We start from the raw sequence: 7,754 nt of genomic DNA, 5'->3' as shown, positions 1-7,754 counted from the left end.
TAGCTAATTTTGGAAATAACTTTTGGCTAATTCAAAAAGCCAAAAAAGTTATTCTAAAATTAGGCAGATTTAAAAGAATTTTAATATTTTTGATACTAACTAAATAACTAACGATGTTGCGTTAGATACTTGAATCCGCCGTGTTTTCTAATCTTTAATCAAACCACAACTTATTTCGTCCGTTGTGTGAGCTTGTGAACAATATCGTGTTTTCTAATCTTTAATCAAACCACAACTGAAAACTACTGCATCCCTGCTGGGCGGATGCCATACCTTTCAGTTGTGGTTTGGCTGTTTAAGACAATGAAAAATGTCAAAGAACTTTTATACTTTACAAAATAAATCCTTTTCTATATGAATCGTGAGCATCATCAGCTCTTTTTTCTAACAAATCTGTCTCAATAATTTTAGGGTTTTCTAATATAATATTGGTGTATATTTCAATTGCCAATCCATCAAAAAATTTGTCTGGATTACTAGTTAACTTACTTACAAAAGCTTTAAAATTAACTCCTTGTTCTAGCATATTGGCAATAGCAATATTTTCATAAGCTGCCAAATATCCTAATTTATAGGTACCAAAAAAAACCTCAACTGCAAAACTATCATAGTGATTATTTATTTCTCGATTAAGCACTAATTCCTTACCAACAACAAGTTGATTCCTTACTTTTCCAAATTGATAATGCGTTAAACCCTTGATATAATTATCATATATTTTGACTGGTTTTTGCGACCAGGTTGTATTAGGAATTATCAATCCTGTTGTTCCTAAACCTAAAACTTTTAAAAAATCGGAACGGTTCATAGCTTAGATATTTTTCCTGAAACTGAAATTTTCACTTTGATTGGATTAAACGTAAACCATCCTGTTTTTCCTTCTCCAAAACCCCTTATTTGTATGTAATCATCATCCGTGACTGTTGAAGATTTATGCTTTCTAAAAAAATAATCTCCAGAAGTCAATTTTTGAACTCTGTATAAATTATCTTTTAAAATTTCGTAATCTGGACTCTCCCAGTTTATCTCATCTTCATTTAATCCTAATAAAAACATATCATTAATATGTAAAGTAGTTACAATTTCATTTCCGCTTGCTGGTAATTGATAAATTGGAAATCCTTTACATTTTCGCTCTACGACTGTCCAAAAAGTCACTACTTCTTCATTTAAATTCCCTTTTTCATCTTTATAAATCAATACGTGATGATTGTTTCTTGGGTTTACCCATTGGTTTACATTATCCTTTAATTTTTCAGCTCCACTGATATTTTCTTTTATTCTTACTTTCAATATTGGAACTGGCGAGCCATTTTTATTTGGTAAGAAAATCTGTGGTTGTTTCACTCCGCTTTCATCAACAATAAAAAAAGTATTTGCAGGAATAGTTCCTTTTACAAATCCACCAAGTTCTTGAATCCTTTTATAAATTAACTTTCTAATAGCTTCATCAACTACTTTTTCTAATTGCTTTTCGGTAGTTAAACTGTCAATTGCTTTTCTGACATGAAATGCTTCTTCTCCATTAAAGATTCGCTTTCCAAAAACGGTTTCTTTATGCAACTGTCCTCGTGCGGCAACTCCGTTATTGATATGCGTTTTTCCGTTTTTTTCTACTTTTGTATATCGAATAGTAATATCATTAGAAATGCGCTTGTGCGAAATCAATATTTTATCTACTGCTTTTTCGGCATCAAATCGGAAGGTTTCCCAAGGTTTTGGGAAATCAAAATCTCGATTAACTCGATTCCATTTGGACAATTCTTGCAAATAACTTGTTTTGCTACATGCCATAACTAAAGCGTCAATAGCATGATGTCTATGGTCTTCGCGCGTTTTTGCATTTTCATCATTCAAAACTGTATTCAAACCCCATTTATGGCGCAATATAGCAGTCATCTGACCTGGTGAAACATTTACTTTTTTGCAAATTTGTGTCAAATAATTTGAAGCTTCTTTGCTTATAAATCGAGTATCGTTTAATTGTCTTGAAGAAAAATCATCATCAAATTTTTGCTGTACAAACCGTTTGAATTTCTGATAAGCATTTGGATATTCTTTGGTATCCGAAAACAATTTCAAGGCACGTTCTTTTCTTGCAACCCAATCTAATTCATCGTTTCCATAAAATTCAAAAGGTGTTTTATCTCCTTTTCGTCTGTTTTCATCGGCATAACATAATGTTTTATTATTGAAACTATCGTTTAGCGAACGACTCCAAGGATGAATATGCTCTATTTGGACTTCGCCAGTAAAAAGTTTGCTTACTGGAATAGTAATACCAGTATAAGGACAGGTTTGTTTGCATTCTTCCCAAAGTTTAAATTTTAGAATGTTGTCGTGCGAAACTCTCGTATATTTTTCTACTTCACTTTTAACTCTGTCATTTTCTCGTTCCAATCGTTTTTGATCTCTACGGATTTTATTTCGTTGCGATTTAGATATTTTTAAATCACGAGCCATTTCTACTTTTATTTCATCAAGTTGTCCGTGTTCGTCAATTAATTCATTGACTAATTTTCGTAATTCAAACAAAGCAGTAATCACAATTGGATTTCTAATAGCTTGAATTTCTTTGTCGGCTGCTGAGCCAACAGGTAATTTTTCTAGTAATTCAGCAACATCAATTGTTGCAGAATGATGGTAGAGTTTCTTTAATTGTTTATCATTAAACTCAAATCGTTTGTTAAGTTCTTCTTTAATCGTATCTATAAAACCACCTGAAATTTTTGAACGTACAATTGCTTCAACATTATCAATTAAATCGAGTTGTTTTTGATTGTTTTCTGATGAATCATTTTGCCATTTGTCTCCAAAAGTGTTATTAATTCCACCCATAACTACGGCAACATCATAAGTATATCCTTGCTGTAGAAAAGGCAAGATCTTTGAAATAGCTTTTCGGCTCAAATTGGCATAACCGTCTTTTACATTAAACTTTGAAATTGCAATTGCTTGTTCTTCGCTAAAATTCCAATTCTTAATAGCATAGTCTTTAAGATTTGACTTACTGTCAAAAAAATACAAAACGTGCCAAATATCATCCTGCTCCTTTTCTGAAAATTCAAACCATTTTTCACCAAAGAATTTTTTGTTAGATAAATTAGAAATGGTATGTGTCCCAACTATCATATCATCGTCTTTGTAATTAAATTTGAATTCTGCGCTTTCTTTACCTATGACTTTTCGCAGTTTTTTGAATTCAATTTTATCTGATAAAAGTAATTGCTCAATTAGTTTGTCTTTTTCAGATGGAGAAATTTTATTTCCATTATACTCAACGGTATTTACCCATTGCCAAATTCTAAACATTTCAACAGGAATAGCACTAATAGGACATTTGGTTTTTGTGGGTTCAAAAGAACAATTACCAACCAAATGCTTTTGAGAACGCAATGGTCGTTGATGAAATAAAATTCCATCTGTATCATAATTATCTTGTTTTCTTCCTCCAAAAATTGTTTTTAAATTATGATTTAAAACTGTGTGAAATTGCGATTGTTTCTCCCAAATCAACTCAAATTCATCAATATACATTTTACGAGTGGTATATCTGTTCCTGATTCTTTCTAAACCATCCTGAAAAGGCTGATTTTCTTTTGGATAAATCTCATACAAATAAGAACCTAGTGTTTTACCTTCAATACTTTCTAATGTATCGTCAATTCCTATCTTTCCTTCTTTTGCATTACCTTTAAAAATTGCTCCATCATCACTGCCACCTTTTCTACTATTACTTAAAAAGCCTCTTCTTTGAATTAAATGATAAAATATTCTACCTATTTCTTCTAGAGATAATTTTTCATTCAATGCCTTTTGACGTAATTCATAAGGATTTAATGCAAACCACGTTGCAAGTTTATGTGTTGGAAATTGTTTTGTTTTTTTCCAATCTTCAAAATCTTTCAAACTCATTGGACACATATTATTTTCTGAAAGTGATTTTAGCAACACTTTCTTTCTTAATCTTCTTCTAAAAAACTGACGACGAACACCTCTTGCTCCTGTTCGACTTGCATTTTTAGACATTTCATTATCTCCATCACCCAAATTCTCAACACCCATTGGGAAAATTCTACTTCCAATCCCAATAATTTTATTCAATTTATCATCAATTAAAGCCCACCCAATCGAGTTAGTTCCTAAATCCAATCCTAATATTTTTGCCATGTAAATCTGTATTTTATAAGAATTATGAAAAGTAAATAAATAATAATTATGAATTTTACGGTTTTCCGTAAACCAACTAAAAAAGTTTTTACTTACATTTGTAATGATTAAAATTTCTAATCTTTAATCTTATCACAATAAGGCTATATGCCGTAGATGAAAATCTTCAACCCTGCTTTGGTGGGGTTTTTTATTCAATATTATTGGGCACAATACAATTACATATTTCACAAATAATCCAATTTGGTTGTGTTATGTAATGATTAGCATCTGTACAATAATATTTATTCTCATATTTTATATTTCCTGTATTATTCTGATGCCAATAAAATTCATTTTGTGTTTGAGATGAAAAATAATATTCATCTGTTTTAATATCTATTTCCATAATAATTATTTTTATAATTTCTACAAACATACAAATAATAATGTAATGAGTATAAAACATATTAAAATTAAATTTATTTTTAATATATTTGCGTCATGCTTAATCTATCAATATTGACTTAATATTATTGTAATGAGTAGTTAGAGTTTGATTTATTATTTTAAAAATAAAAATCTTATTCCAATAAGGCTATATGCCGTAGATTCGTCTTTAGTCCTGCTTCGGTGGGACTTTTTTTTATTGTGAAGTTTTATTGAAAGCCTTTGTGAAACTAACCAATAAACCCCCAATAACAAGAAAAGCAACCAACATAAAAAAACTATTAATCAAAACTTGATTGTAGCCCAATTGAACAACATCTATAAATGGATAAGGATAAAATTGAACAAAATGTCCTCGAATTAAAGTATAAATCAAATATAAAAAAGGGAAAATCAACCAAGGAAAAATATTCTTAAACCTCAAAAGTTTTTTATCTACAAACAAGATCCAATATGTCAAAACCAAAATCGGAATAACAGAATGCAACAACTCATCGACAATTTTTTGCAAACCTGTTGGCACCCATAAAAATCTCAAAATTACATTGTAAACAATACCTACAATCAAAATATATAGGGTAACCGCAGAAATACACTTGGGACTAGAAAAGAAAATTCCCCATTTTGAATTTGGTTTCAACCAAAAAAAAGTAAAACAAACAGCCACTAAAATATTCGTTTGAATCGTGAAAAAACTAAAAAACCGAGCAATTGTCTCTGAAACTGCAACTACTCTATTTAAAATTATCAAATACAATTGAAATAAAACTGCAAACCAACCCATTAACGAAATTATTGCCTCGAGATTTATTTTAAATTTGTTTGGTTTATTTTTCATACTATTTATACTAATTATGGGATTCAAAACTTGAAAACTTTTGCTTATTTTTACAAACGTACAAAAAGAAATTATATGTCTGATATGCTTATTTTTTTATTGATTTTTATTGTGGCTCTTGCCATCGGTTTTTTTGTTGGAAAACTCGTTTTTTCTAGTAAATCTCTATCCGAAAAAGTGTTTCTTGAAGAAAATTTGAATAGTCTGAAAGAGCAATTAAATGTTACAATTTCTGAAAAGGAAACCATTCGGAACGAAAAAGAAGCCATTAATATTCAGTTGACTAAAAAAGAAGTAGATTTTGAAAATCTTTGGCAACGCAACAAAGAACAAAAAGAAGAAGTCGAAAAACTGCAAGAAAAATTTACTAAGGAATTCGAAAATCTCGCCAATAAAATCCTTGACGAAAAATCAAATAAGTTTACCGAACAAAACAAGGAAAACATGAAAAATATTTTGTCTCCATTGCAAGACAAGATTCAGTTATTCGAAAAGAAAGTCGAAGACACACACAAAGAAAGTATTGATTATCATGCGGCTTTGCGCCAACAAATTATGGGTTTGCGTGAAATGAATATTCAAATGAGCAAGGAAACCATCAACTTAACCAAGGCTCTAAAAGGCGATAGCAAAATGCAAGGAAATTGGGGCGAACTGGTTCTGGAACGGGTACTGGAAAAATCAGGATTGGAGAAAGACAGAGAATATTTTGTACAACAATCCCACACCAATGATGACGGCCAACGTGTTTTTCCAGATGTGGTAATTAATCTTCCTGACGGGAAAAAAATGATTGTAGATTCGAAAGTGTCATTAACCGCTTACGAAAAATACATCAACGAGGAAGATGATAATCTAAAAAATAGTTACTTAAAAGAACACGTCAACTCTATAAAACGCCATGTTGAACAATTGGGAGAAAAAAATTATCAAGATTTATACCATATAGAAAGTCCAGATTTTGTATTGCTTTTTATTCCTATCGAACCCGCTTTTGCAATGGCACTAAATGAAGACACAACCTTGTATAATAAAGCTTTCGAGAGAAATATTGTCATCGTTACACCTGCAACTTTACTCGCTACTTTGCGAACTATAGACAGCATGTGGACAAACCAAAAACAACAAGAAAACGCCCTAGAAATTGCCCGCCAAGCTGGAGCATTGTATGATAAATTTGAAGGTTTTGTAACCGATTTAATAAAAATTGGCAAAAAAATAGACGAAAGCAAAGTAGAATATCAAGGCGCAATGAACAAACTCGTAGAAGGAAAAGGAAACCTCATTACCAGTGTCGAAAAGTTGAAAAAAATGGGTGCAAAAGCTAAAAAGGCGCTACCCGATAATATTCTTAATCGGGCTCAAATAGACGAGAATAGGCTGATAGATTAACTACCGCATTTAGAAAACTCGCACTAAATTAAACCCAAAAGCGATTTCGCCTTTTCCCCAATCTCCTGTAGTTTGCCCTAAATATCCTGCTTCATGCATAGCGCGAGAATTGGTAAAATGCATTTGAAAAACGTGCCCACCAGTTTCTAAATCTACTCCTATTGAAAGAGGATTTTTATATATCGATTGGCTTGCTCTATTTAAATGCGCAGCATAATCAACATTAAATGCCCACCTTTTGGCAAACTTATAGCGTCCGCCCATTCCAAGTGCAAATTGATCATTGGCTTGAGGATTTGGCAAAATTGGAGTGTTCGTATTATCTAAAATATCCCTTAAAGTATTTTCATGCAAATACGAAGGTGCTATTTCTAATGATAACTTATTGGTAAATTTTCTAGAAATTAATAATTGGGTTACATAGCTTAATCGATTGTCGAATTTTAATCTAGGAAAATTTTCTTTTTTCAATTCTGCATTAATTGCCAGGCTATTAAAACCAACTATAGTAACCGGGAAACCTTCAATTTCCTGAGATTTTAATAAGTATTTGATTCCTAAATCTACCGTTTCCTGAAAACCACTTCTGCCAACTTGAAGGGTCACTTTTTCACTTAAACCGTACAATAATTTGATTTGAGTATTTGCATTATCAATTCCAAAAAAATCATCAAAACCATTTTTTACATAGTCAAATCGGTGTGCAATCACTAAATACATGTCTCCACTTCCTGCCAATTTAGTAGACTCAAGATTGACAATTTTTAGAGATTTAAACGCCGATTCTACTTTTGTATCAACTTTAACGGAATCAATTTCAGAGAGTAAATCATTTTGTGCAAATGAACAAAAAGGGAATAGTAAAGCAAGAAACATTTTTTTCATATAATTATTTTTAAACATTTTATTAGTTGATTTCAAATTG

Annotated in this window: 6 protein-coding genes; 1 reads left to right on the top strand and 5 read right to left on the bottom strand. The window is 31.1% G+C overall.

Going from position 1 to position 7,754, the window contains the following annotated elements:
- Positions 1 to 331: 331 nt before the first annotated feature.
- From RMO53_RS07175 to RMO53_RS07160, 4 genes are all read right to left on the bottom strand, one after another.
- A complete protein-coding gene (locus RMO53_RS07175) occupies positions 332 to 808 on the bottom strand; it encodes an HIRAN domain-containing protein (RefSeq protein WP_310379295.1) in 477 nt (158 codons plus the stop codon).
- The gene (gene cas9, locus RMO53_RS07170) at positions 805 to 4,170 is read right to left on the bottom strand and encodes a type II CRISPR RNA-guided endonuclease Cas9 (RefSeq protein ID WP_310379294.1); all 3,366 of its coding nucleotides are present in this window, start codon (positions 4,168 to 4,170) and stop codon (positions 805 to 807) included. Before cas9 ends, RMO53_RS07175 begins: the two co-directional genes overlap by 4 nt.
- Positions 4,171 to 4,360: 190 nt before the next feature.
- The gene (locus RMO53_RS07165; protein WP_310379293.1) at positions 4,361 to 4,558 is read right to left on the bottom strand and encodes a hypothetical protein; all 198 of its coding nucleotides are present in this window, start codon (positions 4,556 to 4,558) and stop codon (positions 4,361 to 4,363) included.
- A gap of 237 nt (positions 4,559 to 4,795) precedes the next feature.
- Positions 4,796 to 5,437: a Pr6Pr family membrane protein gene (locus tag RMO53_RS07160; RefSeq protein WP_310379292.1), complete on the bottom strand. Its 642-nt coding sequence runs from the start codon at positions 5,435 to 5,437 to the stop codon at positions 4,796 to 4,798.
- A gap of 75 nt (positions 5,438 to 5,512) precedes the next feature.
- Here RMO53_RS07160 and rmuC point away from each other — a divergent pair, with 75 nt between their 5' ends.
- Entirely contained in the window at positions 5,513 to 6,829 is a 1,317-nt protein-coding gene (gene rmuC, locus RMO53_RS07155) for a DNA recombination protein RmuC (RefSeq protein ID WP_310379291.1), read from the top strand.
- A gap of 9 nt (positions 6,830 to 6,838) precedes the next feature.
- Here rmuC and RMO53_RS07150 read toward each other — a convergent pair whose 3' ends face one another.
- Positions 6,839 to 7,714: a DUF5777 family beta-barrel protein gene (locus tag RMO53_RS07150; protein ID WP_310379290.1), complete on the bottom strand. Its 876-nt coding sequence runs from the start codon at positions 7,712 to 7,714 to the stop codon at positions 6,839 to 6,841.
- Positions 7,715 to 7,754 lie beyond the last annotated feature (40 nt).

Origin of the sequence: Flavobacterium sp. (genome assembly GCF_031409475.1) — a bacterium.
GTDB lineage: Bacteria > Bacteroidota > Bacteroidia > Flavobacteriales > Flavobacteriaceae > Flavobacterium.
The sequence above is the reverse complement of the archived record's forward strand: the minus strand, read 5'-3'. Positions and strand labels throughout refer to the sequence as shown.

Excerpts from the sequence above, each read along its gene's own strand:
- RMO53_RS07175 (WP_310379295.1), bottom strand. The coding sequence starts at position 808 with ATGAACCGTTCCGATTTTTTAAAAGTTTTAGGTTTAGGAACAACAGGA.
- cas9 (WP_310379294.1), bottom strand. The coding sequence starts at position 4,170 with ATGGCAAAAATATTAGGATTGGATTTAGGAACTAACTCGATTGGGTGG.
- RMO53_RS07165 (WP_310379293.1), bottom strand. The coding sequence starts at position 4,558 with ATGGAAATAGATATTAAAACAGATGAATATTATTTTTCATCTCAAACA.
- RMO53_RS07160 (WP_310379292.1), bottom strand. The coding sequence starts at position 5,437 with ATGAAAAATAAACCAAACAAATTTAAAATAAATCTCGAGGCAATAATT.
- rmuC (WP_310379291.1), top strand. The coding sequence starts at position 5,513 with ATGTCTGATATGCTTATTTTTTTATTGATTTTTATTGTGGCTCTTGCC.
- RMO53_RS07150 (WP_310379290.1), bottom strand. The coding sequence starts at position 7,714 with ATGAAAAAAATGTTTCTTGCTTTACTATTCCCTTTTTGTTCATTTGCA.